Here is a 21,773-nt window from a genome sequence, read left to right as displayed (position 1 = left end):
GCGAGGCTGGAATGGCTCCGCCCGGACCCGCGCCTCAAACGCCGGCGAGGCTGGAATGGCTCCGCCCGGACCCGCGCCTCAAACGCCGGCGAGGCTGGAATGGCTCCGCCCGGACCCGCGCCTCAAACGCCGGCGGGGCTTGATCGGGCAGGCCTGGTGGGGCTCCGCCCCGGACCCGCGCCTCAAACTCCCCCAGCTACCGCTGGGAGGGACCCCCGGGCCCGCCGGCGCAGCCGGGAGAGCCTCGGCCGGAGCGCCAGCGACAGCAGGACCAGCGCCGCCGGGGCGGCGAGCGCCAGCCCCGCCGTGAGGCCCGGGGGGCGGAAGACGCAGTCCACGGTGGTGCGGTCCGGGGTCACCGGGACCGCGACCAGGCCGAGCCGGGCCCCCGCCGGCCGCCCGTCGCAGCTCCAGCCCGCGATCGCCGGGACCGACAGCACCGCGGTGCCGGAGCTGCCGGCGGGCAGGGTGGCCCGTACCGCGTGGGCGCCCACCGTCACCGAGACCGCGCCCGTCTCCCGCAGGGCCCGGGCCGCCGCGTCCAACAGCGGGCGGTCCAGGCAGGCCAGGGTCCAGGCGGCCGGCGCGCCCGGCTCGAAGACCAGCGCCGAGGAGGCGCCCCGGGAGGTGCCGAGCGGCTGCACGGCGGCGCGGTTGCGCGGGGCGTTCCCGTTCAGCCGGAAGGCGGCGCCGTCGGCGAGGCGGGCCGTGCCGTGGTGGGCGGGCGCCCACAGGAAGGCGTCGGTGCCGGCCCGGCAGACCCCGGGCGCCACCGGATCCTCGTACACCCGCGCCCCGAGCAGGAGTTCCTGGTTCCGGAAGGGCGAGGGCCCGAAGGCGGGCGGCGGGCCGGCCGGGCGGAGCGTCACCAGCGGGGGCACCACGGCCGCGCGCCCCACGGTCCCGTCGGGCCGCAGCCGGGCGCCCACCGCGAAGACGGCGTCCGTCACCGGGCTGTCGAGGCTCTGCACGCTGCGCCCCCGCGAGGTCCAACCGGCGCCGAGGGCCGCCATCGTGCGCGTGAGGACGTCCGGGGTGTGGCTGCTGTAGTAGGAGCCGCCCTCCCCGCCGAGCAGCAGCGGGTCGTTGCCGGTCAGCGCGGGCCGCCCCGGGTCCGTGCGGTACGCCGGCCAGCCGTCGGCGGCGGCGAGCGCCCGGGCGCGCGCGGTGTGCGCGGCGCCCCAGGACGGGTAGTCGTCGAGGCCGCCGAGCGTGCCCTTGTGCCCCCACGCGGTGGTCGCCGCCGCCTGGACCAGCAGGGTGAGCACGAGCAGCGCGCCCGGCAGCGGCCCGAACCGGCGCGGCCGGGCGCCGGCGAGCCACCAGGCGACGGCGGCCGCCGCGATCCCGGCCGCGCCGAGCCCGAGGGCCACCGCGGGGGCCAGCGCACTGCCGGCCGCGGCGAGCAGCAGCGCCAGCAGCAGGCCGGCGCCGCCGAGCAGCGCGCGCGGGCCCGGGCGCCCCGCGGCCAGCGCCGTCCAGGCGGCCATCACCAGGATCCCGGCCAGCACGAAGGTCTGCCGGTACGGGCTGCCGTTGGGGGTGGCGAAGACGTGCCAGGCCAGATGGGTGGGCGTCCACTGGAAGGAGAGCAGCACGCCGACCACCAGGGCGCTCCACCACCAGCGCTCCCGCCGCGGCACCCCCCGGTGCAGCGGCAGCGCGGCGGCCAGCACCAGGGTCGTACCGCTCACGAAGAGGGCGGGCGAGGAGAAGCTGTAGGTCGCGGGCAGCAGCCGGGCGAGGACGTCCGTCCAGGGCGCGGGCGTGAACTGCCGGGTCCATCCCGGGTAGGCCTGCCGGGAGCTGAGGAAGAGCGGCGCCAGCACCGGCAGGGCCAGGGCGAGCCCCAGGACGGTGCTCCCGGCCGCGCGCGCCGCGACGCGCGCGCGGGCCCGTACGCCCTCGCGGGTCAGTACCAGCCGCACCAGCAGCACCAGGGCCGCGCCGAGGGTGGCCATGTAGGCGGTGTAGAAGTTCGCCGTCCAGCACAGCGCGACGATCAGCGGGGCGGCGACCGGGCGGCGACCGCGCAGCGCCCATTCACCCGTCAGACACAGGAGCGGAAAGGCGATCAGGCCGTCCAACCACATGGTGTTGTACGAGGCCTCGATGACCGACCAGCCGCACAGCGCGTACGAGGCCCCCAGCAGCCCGGCCGCCCACCACGGGCCCCGCCGCTGCGTGCGCAGCAGCCAGGCCATGGCCGCCGCGGCGACCGCCGTCTTCAGCACCGAGACGACGTAGACGGCGAGGTCGATGTCCGCGCGCGGGAAGAGGGCCACCAGCGGTGCGAAGGGGCTGCTCAGGTAGGTCCCGTAGTCGGGCAGGAAGGAGGTGCCGAAGCCGGAGCGCCAGTTGAGGAGCAGGTCCCCGGCCGCCCGCCCGTGCAGCAGGTCCCACAGCTGGGCGTGGAAGGGGACGAACTGGTTGCCCAGGTCATTGACGCTGCGGTGGCGCGGACCGTAGGGGAAGACGCGGGCGACGGCGTCCCCCGCACAGACGGCCGCCGTGGCGAGCAGTCCCGCCAGGGCCGAGCCGGCCAGGCTGCGGGAGCGCGGGGAGCGTGGTGTCGGCATGGTGGGCCGACCTTCGCAGCGACGGAAGACCGCGGGGTGGCCGAGGAGTGAACGTGCACCCCAACACCCTTGGAATCGTTGGTCGAAGCGGTAGCTGGGACGCCCCGGACTGCATACTATCGATCACCGCAAGGCCCTTGTGCACCAAAGCACAATCCAGCCCGGCCCGGGAGGCTCCTTTGCACCGTCGCACAGCGCTCTCCGTATCCGCCGCCCTGCTCGTGGCGGCCCCCCTCCTTTCCGCCTGCTCCTCGGCCGAGGTCCGCCCCGGCACGGCGGCCGTGGTCGGCGGCGAACGGATCACCACCGCAGCGCTCCAGGCGCAGGTCAAGGACGTCCGAACGGCCCAGGGCCGCGCCGAGCAGTCGGCGCAGCTGATCGAGGCCAGCGCCGGCCTGGAGCGGGTCAAGCTCGGCAAGATGATCCAGCTGCGCGTCCTGGAGAAGGCCGCCGCCGACGCCGGACTGTCGGTCAGCGTCAAGGACGTCGAGGACGTCCGCAAGGCACAGGTCGCCCAGGCCAAGGGCACGGCCCAGCTGGAGCAGGCGGCCCTCCAGGCCCGCGTCCCGCTCGCGCCCGACCAGATCGACGGCGAGTTCCGCTTCCAGCTGCTCCTCGGCAAGCTCAGCGACCGCTTCGGCGAGGACAAGGTGCTCGTCCCGCTCGCCGCCGCCGCCAAGGAGCTGCACATCGAGGTGAACCCGCGCTACGGGGCCTGGGACGTCAAGCAGATCGCCATCGGGGACGCCCAGACCCCGTGGGTGAACCAGCGGACCCGTCCCGAGCAGGCCCCCGCAGGAGCCTGACCCGCCACCGGAGGTAGGTTCGGAGCGTGAACGACGACCACGCTCCCGCCGCCCCCACCGGCCGCATCGTCCTGCTGACCGCCAGCCACCGGGTCGCGCCCGGCCTGCTGTCCTGGTCCGCCTGGCAGACCCTGCACGCCGCGGACCGGGTGCTGTGCGCCGACCCCGGGCACCCGCAGCTGCCGTACCTGCGCGAGGCGGGCGTCGAGGTCGAGACGGCGGTGCCCGACGCCCACGCGCTGGTCGAGGCGTGCGCCGGGGGCCGCACCGTGGTGGTCCTGCCCGGCGGCGAGGGCGACCAGCGGCTCACCGACGGACTGGCCCGCCTCGCCGGCTCGGGCCGCGTCTCCATGCCCGACCTCGAACTGCTGCCCGGCTCCTACGACCTGCCCGGCGCCCGGCTGCTCGACCTGGTCCAGGTCATGGACCGGGTCCGGCGCGCCTGCCCCTGGACCTCCCGCCAGACGCACGAGGGCCTGGCGAAGTACGGCATCGAGGAGGCGTACGAGCTCGTCGAGGCCATCGAGGACGGCGACCGCGACGCGCTGCGGGAGGAGCTGGGCGACGTACTCCTCCAGGTCGTCTTCCACGCGCGCATCGCGGAAGAAGGGGGAGCGGGGGAGGACGAGGAGCCCTTCTCCATCGACGACGTGGCCGGGAGCCTGGTCGAGAAGCTGATCCACCGGCACCCGCACGTCTTCGGCGACGAGGTCGCGCGCACCCCCGACGAGGTCCAGGAGATCTGGCAGCGCACCAAGGCCGTCGAGAAGCAGCGGGAATCGGTGACCGACGGGGTTCCGGTGGGCCAGCCCGGGCTGGCCCTCGCGGCGAAGCTCGCCGGCCGGGTCCGCGCGGGCGGCCTCGACGTGCCGCTGCCGGGCGGCGAGGGCATCGGCTACGAACTGCTCGCGCTGGCCGCGCGCGCCGAGGCGGCGGGCACCGACCCCGAGACCGCGCTGCGCGCGGCGGCCCGGGCCTACCGGGACGCGATCCGCGCGGCCGAGGGGGTCCGTCCCCTGTAGAAGGGGAGACCGTGTGCGAAGGTGAGCCACCACAGATCTCAGGGGGCGGACCGGTGCGTGCTCGTCATGCCGCGAAAGCGGTGGTCATCGCGGTGATTCTCGGTACGGCGGCGTGCTCGCCGGGACCGTCGGCGGGTGCGGGTGCGGGTGCGGGTCCGGGTCCGGCCGTGTCACCGCCGGTCGCTTCCCCTCCTGCGGCCGCTGCCGCGGGGCCCCTGCACGGGCGGCTGCGCGACGGCCTGCTGACGCGGGACCGGCTCCCGAAGGGCTTCCTGTTGAACACGGCGCAGGTCCAGGCGGCGACGACCGGCGCACCCCACGGCCCCGCCTCCACCGTGCCGATCGCCTCGATGCCCTGCTCCGAGCTGGGGGTCGAGTCCTTCATGACGCGGCACGCCCCGCCGCTGGAGGACGTGGCGGTCGGCGTCGAGCTGGAGCTGCCCGAGGTCACCGGCAACGAGGACGAGGTGGACGAGGGCTGGTTCGGCCAGGAGTCGCTCGACCGGTACGCGCCCGGCGGGGCGGCGGCCGTCATGAGCGCCATCCGCGACGCGGTGGCGCGCTGTCCTTCTTATAAGGACACCTACGTCGGCGGCGACACGGGGGAGACGACCGTGTCCCTGGCGAAGACGGACGCGCCGGGGGACGACGGCCTGGTGCTGCGGACGAAGTCCACCATGACCGGCCTGGCCGACCCCTTCCTCGGCGAGACGGGCTTCGTCCGCCAGGGCGACGTGATCCTCATGGTGCAGAAGGCGGCCGCGCAGAAGCCGCGCGTCGCCATGGAGGCCGTCCTCGTGCCCGCCGCGGCGGCCTACCGCGCGGCCGCCGGGGGCTGAGACCTCAACGGCGCGGGGCCCGGCCGCCGGGATCGTGCCAGTGCGGGTCGGGCCGGTTCAGGAACCACTCGCCGAAGCCGATCGGCCGCTCGTGGCCGGGGCCGGAGACGGCGGGCACCGCGTCGTGGAGGATCCGGCCCGGGGCGGCGCCGAGGTCCGCCAGCAGGGCGGCGGTCTCCGTGACGAGCTGCGGCGGCCCGCTCAGATAGACGTCCTGGTCGCGCCAGAGCCCGCGGTTGCCCAGCGCGGTCGCGAGCCGCGCGGTGGCCTCGATGCGGGGGCGCCCCGGCGCGGGCGTGATGTAGGTGACGGCGAGCCAGCGGTGCCGCGCGGCGTGGGCATCGATCAGCGGCCGGTCGTAGAGGTGCGCCCCGTCGCGCGCGACCACGAAGAGCCGTACGTCGTGCTCGGGCGGCCCCGCCCGCGCCATCAGCTCCTCCAGCATGGCGCGCACGGGAGCCCAGCCGGTCCCGGCCGCGATGAAGGTGGCGGGCCGGTCCGCCGGGCGCAGTGTGACCCGGCCGCCCGCGGCGCCGAGCCGCACCACCTCGCCGGGCGCGACGTCCTGGACCAGCGCGGTGCTCAGGCGGCCGCCCTCGATCCGGCTGACGTGCAGGTCGAGGGTGTGGTCGGCGCGGGGCGCGTTGCCGAGGGAGTAGGTGCGCCAGGTGGTCGGCACGCGGGCGCTGCTCACGCTGACGTACTGGCCCGGGAGATAGGGGAGCGGCAGGTGCGGCCGCAGCGTCAGCACGCCGATGTCCGCGCCGTAGCGCAGGTGGCGCACCACCTCCGCCTCCCACCACGGCGGGTCCTGGCTCGTGGCCGCGCCCGCGAGCATCACGTCGGCGATCGCCCGGTAGGCCTCGCTCCACGCCTTCTCGACGACCGGGGTCCAGGCGGAGCCGCCGGCCTCGGCGAGCGCGGCGAGCAGGCTGGCGCCGACGGCGTCGTAGTGCTCGGGGCCCGCGAGGAACTTGCGGTGGTCGCGGCCGAGGTCGCGGAGATAGGGGATGAGGTCCTCGTCGTCGATGTGCGCGATGACGTGGGTGAGCGCGGCGAAGAGCCGGTCGCGCTGGCGTTCCATGTCCCGTGGGTCGGCCGGGAAGAGCGCGCGGATGTCCGGGTTGTGCCAGAACAGGTGGGTGTAGAAGTACTTGACCGCGTGTTCGGCCCGTCGTTCCACCACGGCGAAGCTGCTCTTCAAGATCCTCACATCCACAAGAGCGACAGTAGGAGTGGCCGCGAAGGCGGGGTCAAGGGAAGGGTGATCTACGGCCAGCCGCGGAAAACCAGTCATATGGGATGACCGGCGAGGGGCGGGGTACGGTCGCCTGGTGCACCAGCAGACCCCCGCGCAGACCCCCGCGCAGCCTCCCGAGCAGACCCCCGCCGAGCCGTCCGCCGGCTCCTCCGCCGGCCCCGCCGAGTCCTCCGCCGCCCCCGCGGGCGGCTGCCCCGTCGGTGGTCCCGGCGGTGAGCCCGCCGGTGAGCCCGCCGGTGAGCCCGGCGGTGCCCCCGTCGGCGGTCCCGAACTCTTCACCTGGGAGTTCGCGACCGACCCCTACCCGGCCTACGCCTGGCTGCGCGAGCACGCGCCCGTGCACCGCACCACGCTCCCCAGCGGGGTCGAGGCCTGGTTGGTCACCCGGTACGCGGACGCCCGCCAGGCCCTCGCCGACCAGCGGCTGAGCAAGAACCCGGTGCACCACGCCGAACCCGGCAAGACGGGCATTCCGGGAGAGCGCAGCGCGGGCCTGATGACCCACCTGCTGAACATCGATCCGCCGGACCACACCCGGCTGCGCCGCCTGGTGTCGAAGGCGTTCACCCCGCGCAGGGTCGCCGAGTTCGCCCCCAGGGTCCAGGAGTTGACCGACCACCTGATCGACGCCTTCGCGCAGAAGGGGGAGGCCGACCTCATCCACGAGTTCGCCTTCCCGCTCCCCATCTACGCCATCTGCGAGCTGCTCGGCGTACCGCGCGAGGACCAGGACGACTTCCGCGACTGGGCCGGGATGATGATCCGGCACGGCGGCGGGCCGCGCGGCGGGGTCGCCCGTTCCGTGAAGAAGATCCGCGCCTACCTCGGGGAGCTGATCCACCGCAAGCGCGACGATCTGGGCGACGACCTCATCTCGGACCTGATCCGGGCGAGCGACCACGGGGACCACCTGACGGAGGCCGAGGCCACCGCCATGTGCTTCGTGCTCCTCTTCGCGGGGTTCGAGACCACCATCAATCTGATCGGCAACGGCACCTACGCGCTGTTCCGCAACCCCGATCAGCGCGCGCTCCTCCAGGAATCCCTCGCCGCCGGTGACCGCGCCCTGCTGGAGACCGGGATCGAGGAGCTGCTCCGCTACGACGGTCCCGTGGAGTTGGCGACGTGGCGCTACGCGACCGTTCCGCTGACCCTGGGCGGGCAGGACATCCCGGCGGGCGATCCGGTGCTCGTCGTACTCGCGGCGGCCGACCGCGACCCCGCGCGGTTCGACGATCCGGACGTCCTGGACCTCTCGCGGAGCGACAACCAGCACCTCGGATACGGACACGGCATCCATTACTGCATCGGCGCTCCGCTGGCCCGGTTGGAGGGTCAGACGGCCCTCGCGACTTTGCTGACGCGTCTGCCGGATCTGGAACTCGCCGTTCCCCCCGAGGAGCTGCGCTGGCGCGGCGGACTGATCATGCGTGGCCTGCGCACGCTTCCCGTCAGGTTCACAACCCCAAACGTTCCGGAAGCGGAATGACCCGTCCCGGGCGCCCCAGCTGACCCATCGTCAACTCTGTGACCTTGACGTGATCTGCGCATCATCGACTTGTGACAAGCGTTCGAACCGGGCTAGGTTCGCGTCGCCCCCGCCGCCACGCGAAAGGTCCACCCTCATGCGTTCCGGGAACGGCCGCCACAGACGCCCCCGTCAGGTCCCCGCACTCGTCGTCACCGCCGGAGTCGCAGGCTCCGCACTCGCCCTACCGCTGTTCGCCGCCTCCGGCGCGAGCGCGGCCGAGACCACCACCTGGGACTCGGTGGCCGAGTGCGAGAGCGGTGGGACCTGGAGCGCCGACTTCGGCAGCGGGTCCTACGGCGGACTCCAGCTCACCCTGGACCAGTGGAAGAACGCGGGCGGGCTGGAGTTCGCGGCGCGCCCCGACCTGGCCAGCCGCTCGCAGCAGATCACCATCGCCGAGCGGGTGCTCGCCGCGCAGGGGCCGACGGCCTGGCCGCTGTGCGGGGAGTCCTCCGGGCTCACCCGCGGCGGCCCCGCGGCCACGGTCGACCCGGGTGTTCCCGGACGTTCCGGTTCCGTCGCTCCGAGCCCCGTGCGACCCGAGGGATCCGCGCCCGGCTCGCTCGCCGGCGCGCCGGCCCCGGCGGCCACGCCGACCTCGACCGGGCACATCCCCGGAGCCACCGCCGCGCCCGGTGGGCCCGGCGACTTCGCGGCGATGCCGCAGTCCCCGCTGACGTCCGTGCTGCCCGTCATGCCGGACCCGGCTCCGGTTTCCGGCGGCCCGGGCGCCCCGACGGGTGCGACAGGGTCCACGGGCGCGCCCGCCCCGTCCGTGCCCGGCGGTTCGACGGCCCCCACCGGTCCGACGACGTCCCCGTCCAACACCGCGGTGCCCACGGCCCCGACGCCCTCCACGACCCCGACGACCCCGGCCGGCTCGGCCGCCGTTCCGCAGGGCGAAACGGCCGGAGCCGGTGGAAAGCACCGCGGAACGCCCGCCGCAGAGGCGCCGGTCGGGTCTGACGCCGCGTCCGCGCCGTCGTACACGGTGAAGGCCGGCGACAATCTGACGGACATTGCGAAGGCCGAGGGGGTCGAGGGTGGCTGGAATGCCCTTTACACGGCCAATCAGCAGGTCATCGGGCATGACGCCGACCTGATCACTCCCGGGCAGAATCTCGATCTAAGCCAGAAATAGGGGCACTTCGGGCACGAAGATCGCCAGGTATGTCCCTTTCGTGCAAATGAGACATGCATCTCTTCCGTTCAACTGGCGTGTCCTGCTCGGTGACTGCCCCAAACCCCGCTCCCACCTGGGCAAACACCCGTCCCGAGAGCGCAAGTAGGGGCTGTTTCTCCCCGATGTCGCTCGTTGAACATCGGGGAGAGACCTGTCTACCTTCTGAATCGCTCGCCACCGCGGGCTCCTTCGACCGCATCGCCGAATCCTGCCGGCGGACGGAGGGAACACGTCGCGCAAGCGCCGAAGGCAGGAGCGGGGGAACCAAGGTAAGTGCCGGAACCGGCCATTGAGAGATGGTCACGGAACCGGCTTGGGGTTAAGCCGCGCACCTCGGTGCGCGACCGGGCAACTCATCCGCCCGAACCCGACAGCTCACTTCGCAGGCGTCGGTGAGGAGAAAACCATGCTGCTTTCCGGCAAGGGCAAGCACCGTCGCGCCTCCAAGGCCACCCGTGTCGTCACCCTCGTCGGTGTCGCCGGTGTCGCCGTGGCGGCTCCGCTGATGACCGCCGGCGCCGCGAGCGCCGCGACCGCCTCCCAGTGGGACGCCGTCGCCGCGTGCGAGTCCGGCGGCAACTGGTCCATCAACACCGGCAACGGCTACTACGGCGGCGTGCAGTTCTCGTCCTCCACGTGGGCCGCGTACGGCGGCAAGGCGTACGCCTCGCAGGCGAACCAGGCCACCAAGGCGCAGCAGATAGCCATCGCCGAGAAGGTCCTCAAGGGCCAGGGCAAGGGCGCGTGGCCGTCCTGTGGCGTGGGCCTGTCGAACTCCGCCTACAACGGCGGCGGCTCGACCGAGACCCCCAAGCAGACCAAGCCGGAGAAGAAGGTCGAGAAGAAGGCCGAGCCGAAGCAGGAGACCAAGCGCCCCGAGGCCCCGGTCACCCGCTCCGAGCGCGCCGAGACCCCGGCCCCCACCAAGGCCGCTCCGTCGACCGAGGCCCCCAAGACGGGCACCGGCTCCTACGAGATCAAGTCCGGCGACACCCTCGGCACCATCGCCCAGGCGAACGGCGTCAAGGGCGGCTGGCAGAAGCTGCACGAGCTGAACAAGGACACCGTCCCGGACGCCGACCTGATCTTCCCGGGTCAGAAGCTGAAGCTCAGCTGAATCCTGCGGTGACACCGCGCGGTAACACCGTGCGGTACCACTGACTGTGACGCTGCGCGGTACTTCCGCACGGACTTCGCGGTACGCATAATTCGCCATCGCCCGGCGCGTCTCCCCCCACGCGCCGGGCGGTGGCGTTCGTGCAGGCGGGGGTGATCCGTTCGGCATTCCGCCGGACCTTCCGTATGTCCCGTAAGAGGGGTATTCAGACCCTTTTTCGTCCCACGGAGCGGTTGCTCGGCTGGCCGAGCGCCCGGAGCCGGTTAGGCTCTAGGCGGCAAGGCCATCCCACGGCCTGACACGCCACCGCACACCCAGCGTCACATCCCAGAAGGAGATGCTCGTGCCGTCCATCGACGTCGTCGTAGCCCGGGAAATCCTGGACTCCCGAGGCAATCCCACGGTCGAGGTCGAGGTTGGCCTCGACGACGGCAGCACCGGCCGTGCTGCAGTTCCGTCCGGCGCCTCCACCGGTGCATTCGAGGCCATCGAGCTTCGTGACGGTGACCCCAACCGCTACCTCGGCAAGGGCGTCGAGAAGGCCGTCCTCGCCGTGATCGAGCAGATCGGCCCGGAGCTCGTCGGCTACGACGCCACCGAGCAGCGCCTGATCGACCAGGCCATGTTCGACCTGGACGGCACCGACAACAAGGGCTCCCTGGGCGCCAACGCGATCCTCGGCGTCTCCCTGGCCGTGGCCCACGCCGCGTCCGAGGCCTCGGACCTCCCGCTCTTCCGCTACCTCGGCGGCCCGAACGCGCACCTGCTGCCCGTTCCGATGATGAACATCCTCAACGGTGGGTCGCACGCCGACTCCAACGTCGACATCCAGGAGTTCATGATCGCGCCGATCGGCGCGGAGTCCTTCTCCGAGGCCCTGCGCTGGGGCGCCGAGGTCTACCACACCCTCAAGAAGGTCCTGCACACCAAGGGCCTCTCCACGGGTCTGGGCGACGAGGGCGGCTTCGCCCCGAACCTGGAGTCCAACCGCGCCGCGCTCGACCTCATCGTCGAGGCCATCAAGCAGGCCGGCTACGTCCCGGGCAAGGACATCGCGCTGGCGCTCGACGTCGCCGCGTCCGAGTTCTACAAGGACGGCAAGTACGAGTTCGAGGGCCAGTCCCGCTCGGCCGCCGAGATGACCGAGTACTACGAGGAGCTCGTCTCCGCGTACCCGATGGTCTCCATCGAGGACCCGCTGTACGAGGACGACTGGGCCGGCTGGAAGGTCCTCACGGACAAGCTGGGCGCCAAGGTCCAGATCGTCGGCGACGACCTCTTCGTCACCAACCCGGAGCGTCTCGCCCGCGGCATCGAAGAGGGCTCGGCGAACGCCCTGCTCGTGAAGGTGAACCAGATCGGTTCGCTGACCGAGACCCTGGACGCCGTCGAGATGGCCCAGCGCAACGGCTTCAAGTGCATGATGTCGCACCGCTCCGGCGAGACCGAGGACGTCACCATCGCCGACCTCGCGGTCGCCGTGAACTGCGGCCAGATCAAGACCGGCGCCCCGGCCCGCTCGGACCGCGTCGCCAAGTACAACCAGCTGCTGCGCATCGAGGAGATCCTCGACGACGCCGCCGTGTACGCGGGCCGCTCCGCCTTCCCGCGCTTCAAGGGCTGATCCCCTCCGGATCGCCTTCCGGACGGGCTGCCGGACGGGCCTTCGCGGGGTTCATCCCCGCGGGGCCCGACAGCCTCCGTACGTCCCCGCGCTCGGTCCCGTACCGTGTGCGGGGACGTATTGCTGTGTGCGGGTACAGGGGAGGCGGAGTCAATGGCCGGGAACCGGGATCGGTTCTCCACCTTCTCGACCGCGACCAGGCTCAAGCAGCTGGGCGAGCGGACCGCGGCCCACGTGTACCGCTCGCAGTCACGGCGCCAGGTCCGGCGCAGCAGGCTGACCGGCCGGGCCGCGCTGCTGGTGCTCGTCCTCTGTACGCTGGTCGTCGCCCTCGCCTATCCGATGCGCCAGTACGTCTCCCAGCGCTCGGAGATCTCGGACCAGCAGCAGGCCGCCGACCGGGCGCGCAAGCGGCTGGACGAACTCCGCGACGAGAAGGCCCGCTGGCAGGACCGCGCGTACGCGGAGCAGCAGGCGCGCAGGCACCTGCACTACGTGCGCCCCGGGGAGATCGGCTTCACCATGGTCGACTCGGAGGCCGCGGAGCACCGCCGCACCGGTACGGCGACGGCCGACCGGCCCTGGTACTCGAACGTCTGGGACGGCATCGACAAGGCCGACCGGCCCGCCGACTGACGTTCACCGACCGACCTCTCAACTGAAAGACGCATCCCAGGCATGCAGACGCCCCCGCCCCAGACCGCACGGATCGAGCCGACGGACACGGACATCGTCGCGTTCGAGCAGCAGCTCGGCCGCCCGCCGCGCGGACTGCGCGCCATCGCGCACCGCTGTCCCTGCGGGCAGCCCGACGTGGTCGAGACCGCCCCGCGACTGCCCGACGGCACGCCGTTCCCCACGCTGTACTACTTGACCTGCCCGCGGGCCGCCGGTGCCATCGGCACGCTGGAGGCCAACGGCGTGATGAAGGAGATGCAGGCCCGGCTCGCCACCGACCCGGAGCTGGCCGCGGCCTACCGGGCCGCGCACGAGGACTACATCACCCGGCGCGACGCCATCGAGGTGCTGGAGGGCTTCCCGAGCGCGGGCGGCATGCCCGACCGGGTCAAGTGCCTGCACGTGCTGGTGGGCCACTCGCTGGCCGCGGGCCCCGGCGTGAACCCGTTCGGCGACGAGGCCCTGGCGATGCTGCCCGAGTGGTGGGCCAAGGGCGCCTGCGTCACCCCGTGCGCGGAGAAGGCGGACGCGTGACGCGCGTCGCGGGCATCGACTGCGGTACGAACTCCATCCGCCTGCTGGTTGCCGACTGCGACCCGGAGACCGGCGAGCTGATCGAGCTGGACCGGCGGATGATCGTCGTCCGGCTCGGCCAGGGCGTGGACCGGACCGGCCGGCTGGCGCCGGAGGCCCTGGAGCGCACCTTCGCGGCCTGCCGGGAGTACGCCGCCGTGATCGAGGAGCTGGGCGCCGAACGGATCCGCTTCGTGGCCACCTCGGCCTCGCGAGACGCGGAGAACCGGGACGAGTTCGTCCGGGGCGTCGTGGACATCCTGGGCGTGGAGCCCGAGGTGATCAGCGGTGACCAGGAGGCGGAATTCTCCTTCACCGGCGCCACCAAGGAGCTGACGGGTCGCGACGACCTCGCGAAGCCGTACCTCGTCGTGGACATCGGCGGCGGCTCGACCGAGTTCGTGGTCGGCGAGGAGCACGTGCGCGCCGCGCGCTCCGTCGACGTGGGCTGCGTCCGGATGACCGAACGCCACCTGGTCGTCGACGGGGTCGTCACCGACCCGCCGACCGAGGCGCAGGTCGCCGCCATACGGGCCGACATCGAGGCCGCGCTGGACCTGGCGGCCGAGACGGTGCCGCTGGGCGAGGCGCGCACCCTGGTGGGCCTGGCCGGCTCGGTGACCACGGTCGCGGGCATCGCCCTGGGCCTGGCGGAGTACGACTCCCGCGCGATCCACCACAGCCGGATCCCCTACGAGGCGGTCCGCGAGGTCAGCGAGCGCATGCTCACCCTGACGCACGCGGAGCGCGCCTCGATCGGCGTGATGCACCCGGGCCGCGTCGACGTCATCGGCGCGGGCGCCCTGATCCTCCGCGCGATCATGGAGCGCACCGGCGCCAAGGAGGTCGTCGTCTCCGAACACGACATCCTGGACGGCATCGCCTGGAGCGCGGCCCGCGCGCTGGCGTGACCCCCACCCTGCCCGCCCGCACCCGCCCGGGCCCCGGCCCGGGCGGGGAGCAGCGGGATCAGAGGGAGCGGTAGACGTCCCGTCTGTCGCCGACCTTGACGACGAGGACGACGAGCTCGCCGTCCAGCACCTGGTAGGCGATCCGGTAGCTGCCTACCCGGAGCCGGTACAGCCCCGACGGCCCGGTCAGCTTCTTGATGTCGGCGTCTTCGCGGTAGGGGTCGTCTCCGAGTGCGGTCAGCGCGGTGAGGATGCGCATGGCCGCCGGCCGGTCGATCGCCCGCAGTTGCCGCTGCGCCGCCGCGGTGAAGCGGAACGCGTACTTCACGCCGCGCCTTCACCTCGTTCGGCGAACAGGTCGGCGAGCAGCTCGGCCATCGTCACCGTCGGGCCGCCTTCCGCCAGAACCGCCTCGGCCTCGCGGGCGAGTAGTTCATCGGCCGCATCTTCCAGGGCGTTGAAGTCGGCGATGGGAACGAGTGCGGCCACGGGTGCGCCGTTGCGCGTGATTATGGTCGGCGAGCCTTGCTCGGCACGGTTGATGTGGTCGGCGAGGTGAGCCCGAGCCTCACGCATGGTTACAGCGTTGTCACTCATTTCTGTAGTGTACGCCGGGGTGTGTACACGCGTACAGCGGTGCTGGTCGGGGGGTCGGAAGGCCCTCTTCGGGGGGCGAAAGTCCCGTCGTCCACATGAAGTTCGTGAAGTTCTTCACAAGGAAAAGAAGGCCGATGGGCTCATGGGAGGCCCTTTGGATGGCATTTCGAGGCCGACGGGCCTGTTTCGTGAGGGTGTTCGTCTGAATCGTGGACGGTCCCGGGGGCGATCCGTAGGTATCCACGAGAGGCGTGGTCTACCCCGTCGATAGGCCGGAGTGCCAGTTCAGAGCGGGTGGACAACGACTCCCGCGGTGCGGTGGTTCCCCCTTCGCGACATGACCTCCGTCACGTGGGCCGCGCAGTGTAACAGAGGGGTCCTAGCACCTTGTGAAGGGGCTCACGAGCGTCCCCCCTTCGGGTGCTGGATACTCGTTCCATGAGCACCACGGAGCGTCCCAGGATCCTCGTTGTAGGCGGTGGGTACGTAGGCCTGTATGCAGCCAAGCGCATTCTGAAGAAGATGCGCTACGGCGAGGCGACCGTCACGGTCGTCGACCCGCGCTCGTACATGACCTACCAGCCCTTCCTCCCCGAAGTGGCCGCAGGCAGCATCTCGCCTCGGCACGTCGTCGTCCCGTTGCGACGCGTGCTGCCCAAGGCTGAGGTTCTCACCGGCCGGGTCACCAGCATCGACCAGGACCGCAAGGTCGCCGTCGTCACGCCGCTGGTCGGCGAGGCGTACGAGCTGCCCTTCGACTACCTGGTGATCGCGCTCGGCGCCGTTTCCCGCACCTTCCCGATCCCCGGCCTGGCCGAACAGGGCATCGGTATGAAGGGCGTGGAAGAGGGCATCGGTCTGCGCAATCACGTCCTCGAACAGCTCGACAAGGCCGAGTCCACGACGGACGAGGACGTCCGCCGCAAGGCCCTCACCTTCGTCTTCGTCGGCGGCGGCTTCGCCGGCGCGGAGACCATAGGCGAGGTCGAGGACATGGCCCGCGACGCCGCGAAGTACTACTCCACGATCAAGCGCGAGGACATGCGCTTCATCCTGGTGGACGCGGCCGACAAGATCCTTCCCGAGGTCGGGCCCAAGCTCGGCACCTGGGGCAAGGAGCACCTCGAGTCGCGCGGCATCGAGATCTACCTGAACACGTCCATGGACTCCTGCGTGGACGGCCACGTGGTGCTGAAGAACGGCCTCGAGGTCGACTCCAACACCCTCGTGTGGACCGCGGGCGTCAAGCCCAACCCGGTGCTGGCCCGCTACGGCCTGCCCCTGGGCCCGCGCGGCCACGTCGACGCCGGCGCCGACCTCCAGGTCACCGGCACCGACTACATCTGGGCCGCGGGCGACAACGCCCAGGTCCCGGACATGGCGTCCCGCAAGGCCGGCGTCGAGAACGCCTGGTGCCCGCCGAACGCCCAGCACGCGCTGCGCCAGTCCAAGGTCCTCGCGGACAACGTCATCTCGGGCATGCGGGGCTTCCCGCAGGGCGAGTACTCGCACTCCAACAAGGGTGCGGTGGCGGGCCTCGGCCTCCACAAGGGCGTCGCGATGATCGTCATGGGCGGCATGAAGATCAAGCTCAAGGGCCGGCTCGCCTGGTACATGCACCGTGGCTACCACGGCATGGCCATGCCGACCTGGAACCGCAAGATCCGCGTCTTCGCCGACTGGACCCTCGCGATGTTCCTCAAGCGCGAGGTCGTCTCCCTCGGAGCGCTGGAGACCCCGCGCGAGGAGTTCTACGAGGCCGCCAAGCCGGCCCCGGCTCCGGCCGCCGTGACGGCTCCCGCCGCCGAGAAGGCCAAGGCTTCCTGACCCGGGCCTGACCGGAAACATCCCAGTACGACCCCGAAGGGGCCTCCCGCCATCCGTGGTGCGGGCGGCCCCTTCGGTGCGTCCGGCCCGCCCCACGGCGTGTCGCGGCCCGCTTACCCGCTGTGCGCGATGGGTAGAGGCAAAGGTCGGAGCCTTACTGGAGGTGTGTGCCATGACCGACGCCGCGCCGCGGCTGGCCGCTCTTGCCGAGACCCTGCTCGGTGTCCCCCTGCCCGTCCGGATCCGCGCCTGGGACGGCAGCGAGGCGGGTCCGCCCGACGGCCCGGGGCACGGCCCCGGCCCCGTTCTCGTCCTGCACCACCGGCGGGCCCTGCGCCGGATGCTGTGGAAACCGGGCGAAGTGGGCCTGGCCCGGGCCTGGGTCTCCGGGGACCTGACCGTCGAGGGCGATCTCTACGACCTGCTCGACCGGGTCTCGGGGCTGCTCTGGCAGCGCGACCCCGACCCGGGCGCAGCCCCGCCCACCGGCCGCGTCCGCGGGGCGCTGGCCGCGGCCTCCGGGGCGCTGGGGACCGTACGCGACGGGGCCGCCCGGGCCGCGCTGCGGGAGCTGATCGCGCTCGCCGGGCCGCTGCCCCCGCCCGCGCCGCCGGGCGAGGAGGTCCCCCGCCGCGGCGGGGCCCGGCACACCCGGATCCGCGACCGGCGGGCCGTCAGCCACCACTACGACGTCGGCAACGACTTCTACGCCCTCGTGCTCGGCCCCTCCATGGTCTACTCCTGCGCCTACTGGAGCCCCGGGGGAGACCTGGAGGGGGCCCAGCGCGACAAGCTGGACCTGGTCTGCCGCAAGCTCGCCCTGCGCCCCGGCGACCGGCTGCTCGACGTGGGCTGCGGCTGGGGTTCGATGGCCCTGCACGCGGCGCGGGAGTACGGCGTCCGGGTCACCGGCATCACGCTCTCGCGCGAGCAGGCCGCCTTCGCCCGCAAGCGGATCGCGGAGGAGGGCCTGACCGACCGGATCGAGATCCGGGTCCAGGACTACCGGGACGTCACGGACGGGCCGTACGACGCGATCTCCTCCATCGGGATGGCCGAACACGTCGGATCCGCCCGCTACCGCGAGTACGCGGGTGACCTGTACGCCCTGCTGCGCCCCGGCGGGCGGCTGCTGAACCACCAGATCGCCCGGCGCCCCGAGCCCGACGCGGCGCGGGAGGCGGCGTACCGGATCGACCCCTTCATCGACGCGTACGTCTTCCCCGACGGGGAGCTGTCCCCGATCGCCGTCACCGTGGGCGAGCTGGAGCGGGCGGGCTTCGAGGTCCGCGACGTCGAGGCGCTGCGCGAGCACTACGCGCTGACCCTGCGGGCCTGGGTCGGTCGGCTGGAGGAGAACTGGGAACGGGCGGTCCGGCTCACCTCGCCCGGCCGGGCGCGGGTCTGGCTGCTGTACATGGCCGCCTCCGCGCTGGGCTTCGAGCAGAACCGGCTCGGGGTGAACCAGGTGCTGGCCGTGCGCACCCCCGGGGACGGGAGCGCCGGGCTGGCGCGGCGCACCCGGGAGTGGCGGGAGTAGCGGGCGGCGCGTGGGACGAACACGGCGAAGGGCCCCACGACCGGGTGGTCGTGGGGCCCTTCGGCCGGTCCCTGCCGGAGCGGGGCCGGGCTACTCGGTCTTGATGGCGGTCAGCATGTTCAGCCGGGCCGCGCTGCGCGCCGGCCACATGGCGGCCAGGACGCCGACCACACCGGCGAGCAGGAGGAAGATGCCGATCCGGTCCCAGGGCAGGACCAGCGCGTAGCCGGGGACGGTGTCGCTGAGCGTCGAACCGACCGCCCAGGCGAGGAAGATGCCGATGCCGACGCCGAGGATCGCGCCGAAGAGCGAGATCACGACGGCCTCCAGGCGGATCATGTTCTTGACCCGGCCGCGGTCCAGGCCGATCGCCCGCAGCATGCCGATCTCCTGGACCCGCTCGAAGACGGACATCGCCAGGGTGTTGACGACGCCGAGCACCGAGATGATCAGCGCCATGCCGAGCAGGCCGTACATGATGTTCAGGGCGATGTTGATCATGCCGCCCAGTTCGTCGCGCATGTCCTGCTGGGTGGCGACGGTCATCGCCGGGTTCTTGCCGAGCGCGTCGACGACGGCCTGCTCGCCCGCCGCGGTGGCGCCGGCGGTGGTGTTGACGTACACCCAGCGGACGTACTGCTCCTCGCCGGTGGGGCTCAGCAGCTTGGAGTCGAGCAGGTACGGCGAGACCAGCTCGTCGAGGTTCTTGTAGACCGCGCCGACCTTGAGCGGGGCCTTGCGGCCGTCGCTGAACTGCGCGTCGAAGGTGGAGCCGACCGAGAGGTTGTCCTTCTTGGCCTCCTTCTCGGCGACCGCGATCTCGCCCTTGCCGAGGTTGCTCAGCGAGCCGGCGGTGACCTGGACGTTCAGCAGGTCGGCGATGGTCGCCGGGTTGACGCCGGAGACGGACCGGAAGTCGCCCTTGACCCGGACCGAGCCCTCCGCGACCGCCGAGACCTCCTTGACGCCCTTCGCCTTGGCCAGGGTCTCGGCCACCGACTTGTCCAGGCCGCCGCCGCGCACGCCCTCGGACATGGAGACCCGGTAGTCGGCCTTGATGTTGTCCGTGCTCAGCCGGTCGATGGCCTTGCCCATGGTGATGCCGAGCACCGAGAGGGTGGTGACCAGGGTCAGGCCGATGGCCAGGGAGGCCGCGGTGACGGCGGTGCGGCGCGGGTTGCGCAGGGCGTTCTGCGCGGCCAGCTTGCCGGGGACCCCGAAGATCTTCTGGAGCGGCGGTCGGAGCGCGCCGATGACCGGCCGCGACAGCAGCGGGAGCAGCACGATCAGGCCGATGAGGAGGAAGAACGCGCCCGCGGCGATGGTCATCCGGCCGTCGTTGCCGCCGGTCGAGACGCCGAGGAGGGTGGCGCCGACGCCGAGGGCGCCGAGGATGCAACCGAAGACGTTGCGGACCACCAGGGACTTGGAGCTGGCGGGCAGGTGGGCGCTGCCCATGGCGGCGACCGGGGCGATCCGGCCGGTGCGCCAGGCGGGCAGCAGCGCGGCGACCACGGTGACGACGACGCCGATGACCAGGGCCCAGACGATGGTGCCCGGGGCGATGACGAGGTCGCCGCCCGGCAGCTTCGCGCCGAAGGAGTTCATCACGGAGCGCATGCCGATCGCCAGGCCGATGCCCGTGACGAGGCCGATCGCGGCGGAGAGCAGACCGACGACGAGGGCCTCGGCGAGCACCGAGCGCATGACCTGGCCGCGGTCGGCGCCGACGGCGCGCAGCAGGGCCAGTTCCTTGGTGCGCTGGCTGACCAGCATGGTGAAGGTGTTGTAGATGAGGAAGACGCCGACGAAGAGGGAGATGCCTGCGAAGGCCAGCAGCATGTTGCTCATGCCGCTCAGCTGCGTCTGGATGTCCTTGGCCTGCTCCGCGGCGAGCGCGGTGCCGGTCTTGGCCTGGGCGTTCTTGTCGAGCAGCGGCTTGATGTCGGCGAGCAGCTTGTCGGCGGAGGTGCCGGCCTGCGCGGCGACGGTCAGGTCCTGGTAGAAGCCGGGCTTGAGGAACATCTCCTGCGCGACGGGGGTGGTGAACAGCACCAGGCTGCCGCCCGCCTTGACCGCGCCGTCCTCGGTGGTGAAGACGCCGCTGAGGGTGTACTCCTTCACCGGGCCCTTGGTCGCGACGCGGACCTTGTCGCCCACCTTGTAGTTGCCGGCGGCGGCGCTGTCCTTGTCGAGGGCGATCTGGTCGGCCTTGGTGGGGCCGGCGCCGTCGACGAAGGTGGAGCGCGGGTCCTTGCCGTCCTTGCCGGGGGCGAAGTTGGAGCCCGCGTTCGACCAGCCCTGGCCGATCAGCTTGCCCTTCTCGTCGCCGATTCCGGCGAAGCCGGTGACGCGGCCGGTGACCGAGGCGACGCCGCTGGTCGCGGCGACCTTGTCGAGGGTGGCCTGGCCGATGCCGGGGTCGCCCTGCTTCTGGCCGTCCTCGTCGCGGCTCTGGCCGTAGGAGCTGACCGAGACGGCGACGCCGTCGTAGCTCTTCGCGGACTGGCTGCTCAGGGACTTCTTGAGGGTGTCGGTGAAGACGAGGGTGCCGGAGACGAACGCGACGCCGAGGGTGACGGCGAGCACCGTCATCAACAGCCTGGCCTTGTGCGCGAGGACGTTGCGCAGGGCGGTACGGAACATGGGTATGTCAGTCCTGGTGCTGGAAGTCTGGGAGGTGGCTTCGTGGGGCCCACCGGGGGGCCCGCGACCGGGTCAGCTCGTACGGCCCTTGGCGTCGAAGGCCTTCATGCGGTCCAGCACGCCGTCGGCGGTGGGGCTGATCATCTCGTCCACGATCCGGCCGTCGGCGAGGAAGATGACGCGGTCCGCGTAGGAGGCGGCGACCGGGTCGTGGGTGACCATCACGACGGTCTGGCCGAGCTCGCGGACGGAGTTGCGCAGGAAGCCGAGGACCTCGGCGCCCGAGCGGGAGTCCAGGTTTCCGGTCGGCTCGTCACCGAAGATGATCTCGGGGCGGGAGGCCAGGGCGCGGGCCACGGCCACGCGCTGCTGCTGGCCGCCGGAGAGCTGGGTGGGGCGGTGGCCCAGTCGGTCGGAGAGGCCGACCATGGCGATGACCGTGTCGAGCCACTGCTTGTCGGGCTTGCGGCCCGCGATGTCCATGGGGAGCGTGATGTTCTCCAGGGCGGTCAGCGTCGGCAGCAGGTTGAACGCCTGGAAGATGAAGCCGATCTTGTCCCGGCGCAGCTGGGTGAGCTGCTTGTCCTTGAGGGAGCCCAGCTCGGTCTCGCCGATCCGCACGGATCCGCCGGAGAAGGTGTCCAGGCCCGCGACGCAGTGCATCAGCGTGGACTTGCCGGAACCGGAGGGGCCCATGATCGCGGTGAACTGTCCCTGGCCGAAGTCGACCGAGACGTTGTCGAGGGCGACCACCTGGGTCTCGCCCTGGCCGTACACCTTCGAGAGCTGCGTGGCGCGGGCCGCCACGGCCTGGGTGGTGTGCGGGGCGTAGTTCATGGTGGTCACAGGGGGCTCCTCCGAGCGGCGATCTGACGGACTGGCGGGACGCTTTCCATCTTCTTCGCGCCGCCCCCCGCTCCGGATCAGCCGCCGAGCTTGTTCGTGGGCCCACTGGAGTCTGACCGCCGGGGCCCCTTCCTCCTCCTCTGGTATGACGGCGCCCCTGACCCGGCCTCGGCGACGGCCGGTCGTGGTCGGC

At 72.2% G+C, this 21,773-nt stretch carries 18 protein-coding genes and 1 riboswitch; of the genes, 12 read left to right on the top strand and 6 right to left on the bottom strand.

Annotation, left to right across the window (positions count from 1 at the left end; genetic code table 11):
- Positions 1–182: 182 nt before the first annotated feature.
- The gene (locus tag ACIBEA_RS38260; RefSeq protein WP_399267928.1) at positions 183–2,579 is read right to left on the bottom strand and encodes a YfhO family protein; all 2,397 of its coding nucleotides are present in this window, start codon (positions 2,577–2,579) and stop codon (positions 183–185) included.
- Positions 2,580–2,758: 179 nt separating this feature from the next.
- Between ACIBEA_RS38260 and ACIBEA_RS38255 the strand changes: the two genes are divergently transcribed.
- The 3 genes from ACIBEA_RS38255 to ACIBEA_RS38245 all read left to right on the top strand — a co-directional run bounded on the left by ACIBEA_RS38255 (position 2,759) and on the right by ACIBEA_RS38245 (position 5,246).
- On the top strand, positions 2,759–3,385 hold the full coding sequence (locus ACIBEA_RS38255) for a SurA N-terminal domain-containing protein (RefSeq protein WP_399267926.1): 627 nt from the start codon (positions 2,759–2,761) through the stop codon (positions 3,383–3,385).
- Between the two features lie 26 nt (positions 3,386–3,411).
- Complete coding sequence (locus ACIBEA_RS38250) at positions 3,412–4,407, top strand: nucleoside triphosphate pyrophosphohydrolase (protein ID WP_399267924.1); 996 nt, start codon at positions 3,412–3,414, stop codon at positions 4,405–4,407.
- 167 nt (positions 4,408–4,574) lie between these two features.
- Complete coding sequence (locus tag ACIBEA_RS38245; RefSeq protein ID WP_399267922.1) at positions 4,575–5,246, top strand: hypothetical protein; 672 nt, start codon at positions 4,575–4,577, stop codon at positions 5,244–5,246.
- A gap of 4 nt (positions 5,247–5,250) precedes the next feature.
- Here ACIBEA_RS38245 and ACIBEA_RS38240 read toward each other — a convergent pair whose 3' ends face one another.
- Complete coding sequence (locus tag ACIBEA_RS38240; RefSeq protein ID WP_399267920.1) at positions 5,251–6,459, bottom strand: globin domain-containing protein; 1,209 nt, start codon at positions 6,457–6,459, stop codon at positions 5,251–5,253.
- Between the two features lie 121 nt (positions 6,460–6,580).
- On the opposite strand from ACIBEA_RS38240, the gene ACIBEA_RS38235 reads away from it, so the two are divergent.
- The 7 genes from ACIBEA_RS38235 to ACIBEA_RS38205 all read left to right on the top strand — a co-directional run bounded on the left by ACIBEA_RS38235 (position 6,581) and on the right by ACIBEA_RS38205 (position 14,124).
- The gene (locus ACIBEA_RS38235; RefSeq protein ID WP_399267918.1) at positions 6,581–7,996 is read left to right on the top strand and encodes a cytochrome P450; all 1,416 of its coding nucleotides are present in this window, start codon (positions 6,581–6,583) and stop codon (positions 7,994–7,996) included.
- Positions 7,997–8,132: 136 nt separating this feature from the next.
- On the top strand, positions 8,133–9,179 hold the full coding sequence (locus ACIBEA_RS38230) for a transglycosylase family protein (protein ID WP_399267916.1): 1,047 nt from the start codon (positions 8,133–8,135) through the stop codon (positions 9,177–9,179).
- 273 nt (positions 9,180–9,452) lie between these two features.
- A riboswitch (cyclic di-AMP (ydaO/yuaA leader) is annotated at positions 9,453–9,625 on the top strand.
- Between the two features lie 2 nt (positions 9,626–9,627).
- Positions 9,628–10,338, top strand: coding sequence for a transglycosylase family protein (locus ACIBEA_RS38225; RefSeq protein WP_399267914.1), 711 nt, complete (start codon positions 9,628–9,630; stop codon positions 10,336–10,338).
- 337 nt (positions 10,339–10,675) lie between these two features.
- Positions 10,676–11,962 (top strand): phosphopyruvate hydratase, encoded by a 1,287-nt coding sequence (gene eno, locus ACIBEA_RS38220; RefSeq protein WP_354382948.1) that lies wholly within the window; start codon positions 10,676–10,678, stop codon positions 11,960–11,962.
- Between the two features lie 153 nt (positions 11,963–12,115).
- The gene (locus ACIBEA_RS38215; protein ID WP_330330810.1) at positions 12,116–12,598 is read left to right on the top strand and encodes a septum formation initiator family protein; all 483 of its coding nucleotides are present in this window, start codon (positions 12,116–12,118) and stop codon (positions 12,596–12,598) included.
- 42 nt (positions 12,599–12,640) lie between these two features.
- Positions 12,641–13,174 (top strand): DUF501 domain-containing protein, encoded by a 534-nt coding sequence (locus tag ACIBEA_RS38210; protein WP_399267911.1) that lies wholly within the window; start codon positions 12,641–12,643, stop codon positions 13,172–13,174.
- The gene (locus ACIBEA_RS38205) at positions 13,171–14,124 is read left to right on the top strand and encodes an exopolyphosphatase (RefSeq protein ID WP_399267909.1); all 954 of its coding nucleotides are present in this window, start codon (positions 13,171–13,173) and stop codon (positions 14,122–14,124) included. Before ACIBEA_RS38210 ends, ACIBEA_RS38205 begins: the two co-directional genes overlap by 4 nt.
- Positions 14,125–14,182: 58 nt before the next feature.
- On the opposite strand, the gene ACIBEA_RS38200 is transcribed toward ACIBEA_RS38205, so the two are convergent.
- Together ACIBEA_RS38200 and ACIBEA_RS38195 are read right to left on the bottom strand one after the other, a co-directional pair.
- Positions 14,183–14,452, bottom strand: a complete 270-nt coding sequence (locus tag ACIBEA_RS38200) for a type II toxin-antitoxin system RelE/ParE family toxin (RefSeq protein ID WP_399267907.1) — start codon at positions 14,450–14,452, stop codon at positions 14,183–14,185.
- Entirely contained in the window at positions 14,449–14,721 is a 273-nt protein-coding gene (locus ACIBEA_RS38195) for a type II toxin-antitoxin system Phd/YefM family antitoxin (RefSeq protein ID WP_399267905.1), read from the bottom strand. Before ACIBEA_RS38195 ends, ACIBEA_RS38200 begins: the two co-directional genes overlap by 4 nt.
- A 438-nt stretch (positions 14,722–15,159) precedes the next feature.
- On the opposite strand from ACIBEA_RS38195, the gene ACIBEA_RS38190 reads away from it, so the two are divergent.
- On the top strand, positions 15,160–16,548 hold the full coding sequence (locus tag ACIBEA_RS38190) for an NAD(P)/FAD-dependent oxidoreductase (protein WP_354382944.1): 1,389 nt from the start codon (positions 15,160–15,162) through the stop codon (positions 16,546–16,548).
- A 172-nt stretch (positions 16,549–16,720) separates the two neighbouring features.
- Positions 16,721–18,088, top strand: coding sequence for a class I SAM-dependent methyltransferase (locus ACIBEA_RS38185; RefSeq protein WP_399267903.1), 1,368 nt, complete (start codon positions 16,721–16,723; stop codon positions 18,086–18,088).
- Positions 18,089–18,178: 90 nt separating this feature from the next.
- Here the strand turns inward: ACIBEA_RS38185 and ACIBEA_RS38180 are convergent, their stop codons facing one another.
- Positions 18,179–20,734, bottom strand: coding sequence for an ABC transporter permease (locus tag ACIBEA_RS38180; protein WP_399267901.1), 2,556 nt, complete (start codon positions 20,732–20,734; stop codon positions 18,179–18,181).
- A 72-nt stretch (positions 20,735–20,806) separates the two neighbouring features.
- Positions 20,807–21,571 carry an ABC transporter ATP-binding protein gene (locus tag ACIBEA_RS38175; RefSeq protein ID WP_399267942.1) on the bottom strand — a complete coding sequence of 255 codons (765 nt, stop codon included), beginning with the start codon at positions 21,569–21,571 and terminating at the stop codon, positions 20,807–20,809.
- Positions 21,572–21,773: the final 202 nt, after the last annotated feature.

The sequence above is a fragment of the Streptomyces sp. NPDC051555 genome, assembly GCF_044454405.1.
Lineage (GTDB): Bacteria > Actinomycetota > Actinomycetes > Streptomycetales > Streptomycetaceae > Streptomyces.
Note: the sequence above shows the minus strand (reverse complement) of the source record. Positions and strands in the feature narration are given on the sequence as shown.

Bases quoted from the DNA above. Each gene is read 5' to 3' on its own strand.
- ACIBEA_RS38260 (WP_399267928.1), bottom strand. From the start codon at position 2,579: ATGCCGACACCACGCTCCCCGCGCTCCCGCAGCCTGGCCGGCTCGGCC.
- ACIBEA_RS38230 (WP_399267916.1), top strand. From the start codon at position 8,133: ATGCGTTCCGGGAACGGCCGCCACAGACGCCCCCGTCAGGTCCCCGCA.
- ACIBEA_RS38225 (WP_399267914.1), top strand. From the start codon at position 9,628: ATGCTGCTTTCCGGCAAGGGCAAGCACCGTCGCGCCTCCAAGGCCACC.
- eno (WP_354382948.1), top strand. From the start codon at position 10,676: ATGCTCGTGCCGTCCATCGACGTCGTCGTAGCCCGGGAAATCCTGGAC.
- ACIBEA_RS38215 (WP_330330810.1), top strand. From the start codon at position 12,116: ATGGCCGGGAACCGGGATCGGTTCTCCACCTTCTCGACCGCGACCAGG.
- ACIBEA_RS38210 (WP_399267911.1), top strand. From the start codon at position 12,641: ATGCAGACGCCCCCGCCCCAGACCGCACGGATCGAGCCGACGGACACG.
- ACIBEA_RS38195 (WP_399267905.1), bottom strand. From the start codon at position 14,721: ATGAGTGACAACGCTGTAACCATGCGTGAGGCTCGGGCTCACCTCGCC.
- ACIBEA_RS38190 (WP_354382944.1), top strand. From the start codon at position 15,160: ATGAGCACCACGGAGCGTCCCAGGATCCTCGTTGTAGGCGGTGGGTAC.
- ACIBEA_RS38185 (WP_399267903.1), top strand. From the start codon at position 16,721: ATGACCGACGCCGCGCCGCGGCTGGCCGCTCTTGCCGAGACCCTGCTC.
- ACIBEA_RS38180 (WP_399267901.1), bottom strand. From the start codon at position 20,734: ATGTTCCGTACCGCCCTGCGCAACGTCCTCGCGCACAAGGCCAGGCTG.
- ACIBEA_RS38175 (WP_399267942.1), bottom strand. From the start codon at position 21,571: ATGAACTACGCCCCGCACACCACCCAGGCCGTGGCGGCCCGCGCCACG.